Below are 3,257 nucleotides of genomic sequence, written 5' to 3' on the forward strand. Positions count from 1 at the left end.
CCCGGTGACGGTCATCAGGTCGAGTCCCTCGTACTGCTCCACCGGAGCGGTCCCCCTGTCGTCGCCGGCCCTCGCCGGCCTCGCGGTCTGCGCGGGTCGTGGCGGCTCTGCGCCGCCCGCCGCCCCTCCGGTCCCGCCGGGGGAGCGCCGGCGACCACGATAGGGCGTCGCGGGCCCGGGGCGGAGGACGCCGCCTCGGCGGCGCCCGCCCCCGCCGCGTACGATCTGCGGACCGTCCACCAGGGGCGCCCGTGGCGAGGTCCGCCGCGCCGGGAACCGCATCGTCGACAGGAGCCGTGCCCATGTCCTTCCTGGTGATCGGCGAGTGCGTCGCCGACATCGTCCCCGCCCCGGCCGGCTCCGCCGCCGCCGACCGCGTCCACCCGGGCGGCAGCCCCGCCAACGTCGCCCACGGCCTCGGGCGGCTCGGCCGGGACGTCACCCTGCTCACCCAGCTCGCCGACGACGACACCGGACGCCTCATCGAGGCCCATCTCCGGGACGCGGGCGTACGGGTGGAGGTCGGCGGGCGGCCCCCGCGCACCCCCTCGGCGGTCGTCGGGCTCGACGCGCACGGCGGGGCCACCTACCGCTTCGACATCGCCTGGACGCTGACCGGCGGAGCACCGGCCGGCCTGGCACCCGACCACGTCCACATCGGCTCGATCGCCGCCGTCACCGCGCCCGGCGCGGCCGCCGTGCTCGCCGAGACGGAGCGGCTGCGGGCCCGTGCCACCGTCAGCTACGACCCCAACGTGCGGCCCGCCCTCATGGGCGAGCACGGGGCGGCCGTGGCCCGCGTCGAGCGCTGCGTCGCGCTGAGCGACCTGGCCAAGGCGAGCGACGAGGACCTGGCCTGGCTCTACCCGGACGAGGAGCCGCACACGGTCGCCGCCCGCTGGCTGGGCCTCGGACCCGCCCTCGTCCTCGTCACCCGGGGCGCGGCCGGCTCGTTCGCCCTCGGCCGGAAGCACCTGGTCGAGGCCGCGGCGCTCCCGGTCGCCGTCGCCGACACCGTCGGCGCGGGGGACTCCTTCATGTCGGCCGTCCTCGACGCACTCGCCGGGCAGGGCCGGGACGCCCTGGGCACGTTGGATGCCGAGGATCTCGACGGGCTCCTGCGGCGGGCGTCCGCCGCGGCGGCGGTCACCGTCTCCCGGGGCGGCTCGTGGCCGCCGGACCGGGACGAACTGGAGGCCGCGCTCCGGGAGGAGGCCCTCAGGTCCGGGCGTGCGAGGTGATGTCCGAGGCGAACTGCTCCACCATCTCGGGGGTCACCGTGGGCCGGCACTCGCCGATGGCCGCCAGGTAGTCCGCGGTGCTCGCACCGGGCGCCGGACCGTCCCCGCCCCGGGCGCCGACGGCGAGCAGGTCCCGCTCGAAGGACGCCTGGGCGGCGATCCGGGCGGCGTGCTCGATGTCGGCCGGGGTGAACAGGTCGCTCGACAGGACCAGTTCGTCGATGTCGACCTCCGGCCTGCCGTCGGTGTACCGGCCCCAGATGGCGGCCCGCGCCGCCTTGTCCGGCGTACCGATCGGGATGAGGTAGTCGAACCGGCCGGGCCGCAGGAACGCCGGGTCGAGCGAGCGGATCGAGTTGGTGGCGCAGACCAGCAGCCGCTCGTCCCCCTCCCGGAACCCCGGTATCAGCTTGAGGAGTTCGTTCGTCACCCCGTGCATGCCGCCCGGCTGCGCGGGCTCCGAGCGGACGGGGGCGATCTCCTCGACCTCGTCGATGAAGACGAGGACCCGCTCCAGCTCCGCGATCCGGGCGAACGCCGACCGCAGCGCGGCGGCGAGGTTCCCCTCGTCGGCCAGGCGGGACGGGAGGATCTCCACGAACGGCCAGCCGAGCCGGGAGGCGATCGCGCGGGCGAAGGTCGTCTTGCCGGTGCCGGGCGGGCCGAACAGGCCGATCGCGCGCGGCGGTCGCACCCCGTGCAGGCCGGCCCGCTCCGGCTCGGCGAGCGGCAGCACCACCCTTCGTTCGATCAGGTCCTTCTCCCGTTCCATACCGGCGACCTTGGCCCAGAGGTCACCGGGGAGCAGCCGTCCGCCCAGGTCGTCGAGGAGCCCGGCGGCGGGGCCGTGCAGCGGCTCCACCTTCTCGAAGTACGCCACGGCCGGCCGGCGGCTGTACCCGGCGTTCAGGAGGCCCTCGCCGAGGAGTTCCTCCTCCGGCAGGACGTACGCGATCCGCCCGACCCGGGCCGCCACCAGCCGCCGCTCCAGTTCCACGAGGAGCGCGCTGGCGAGACCGCGGCCGCGCCAGGCCGAGGAGATCGCGATCCGCATGACCCACGCCCGCTCGCCGGAGACCGAGGCGAGCGCGGCGCCGATGGGCACGCCCTGGTGGACGGCCACCACGGCCGGCTGGCGGCCGGTCAGGGCGCTGATGCACTCGGCCAGCGAGAATACGGACTCCTGCCCGAGTTCCGCGGTCGTGTCGATCAGATGGACGACGGCGGCGAGATCGCTCTCGCGGTAGTCGTGGATGTGCCAGTTCACCGGTGGTACCGCCCCTCGTTGGTGCCGTTGTGGCGAGGTTAGGCGGGGGCCTCGGTCCGGGACGTGCGCCATCCTGCACAAGGAGGCCCGGGCGAACGCGCCGCGGCGGCTCTATGCGGCACCGGCCGCCCGGTGACGCGGTCCGTGCCGGCGGGCCGCCGGGCACGGCGGAACGCGGAAAGGCCCCCGGAGGAATCTCCGGGGGCCTTGCACAGGGGACTTCAGCGGACCGTGGCCCTCAGGGGGCCGCGCCGTCAGAAGGCCGGGACCGTCAGTAGGCCGGGGCCAGCTTCGGGTTCGGGCCGTGGGCGTTCTGCTGCGGCTCACCCTCGGAGGCCGTGAAGACGATGATGATGATGAAGCCGACGATCGGCACCAGGCCGATGAGGATCCACCAGCCCGAGCGGCCGGTGTCGTGCAGACGGCGGATCGTGACGCCGAGGGACGGCAGGAGGACGGCCAGCGAGTAGATCGTGCTCAGCAGCGAGAAGTCGATCGCCGTGCCGATGGCGACGAGCACGATCGAGATGATGAAGTTGAAGAGCTGGAACATCCAGAATTCTTTGCGCCGTGCCCGGCCGCTGAAGACGGCGTACTTCTTGATGACGTCGAGGTACCAGTTCACTTTGTCCCCCCAAGGACCGGGTGTGCGAGCGGGAGAGCCTGTCCCTGTGGAGCAAGCTTTACGCAGAACTTAGGTGGCCGAAACGGCGTGGGTCAATTCGTTACCGGGCAGTGGCCGTTCCGGA

The 3,257-nt window shown here is 74.0% G+C and carries 3 protein-coding genes; 1 reads left to right on the forward strand and 2 read right to left on the reverse strand.

Annotation, left to right across the window (positions count from 1 at the left end; genetic code table 11):
* The first annotated feature begins 302 nt into the window (after positions 1-302).
* Positions 303-1,241: a PfkB family carbohydrate kinase gene (locus EAO70_RS34525; protein WP_148006767.1), complete on the forward strand. Its 939-nt coding sequence runs from the start codon at positions 303-305 to the stop codon at positions 1,239-1,241.
* Here EAO70_RS34525 and EAO70_RS34530 read toward each other — a convergent pair.
* A complete protein-coding gene (locus tag EAO70_RS34530; protein ID WP_148006768.1) occupies positions 1,219-2,508 on the reverse strand; it encodes an ATP-binding protein in 1,290 nt (429 codons plus the stop codon). The two genes, EAO70_RS34525 and EAO70_RS34530, sit on opposite strands and share 23 nt — an antisense overlap.
* Before the next feature lie 271 nt (positions 2,509-2,779).
* A complete protein-coding gene (locus EAO70_RS34535) occupies positions 2,780-3,133 on the reverse strand; it encodes a DUF805 domain-containing protein (protein ID WP_148006769.1) in 354 nt (117 codons plus the stop codon).
* Between the last annotated feature and the right edge of the window lie 124 nt (positions 3,134-3,257).

Source organism: Streptomyces sp. adm13(2018), from assembly GCF_008042145.1.
Lineage (GTDB): Bacteria > Actinomycetota > Actinomycetes > Streptomycetales > Streptomycetaceae > Streptomyces.

Excerpts from the sequence above, each read along its gene's own strand:
- EAO70_RS34525 (WP_148006767.1), top strand. The coding sequence starts at position 303 with ATGTCCTTCCTGGTGATCGGCGAGTGCGTCGCCGACATCGTCCCCGCC.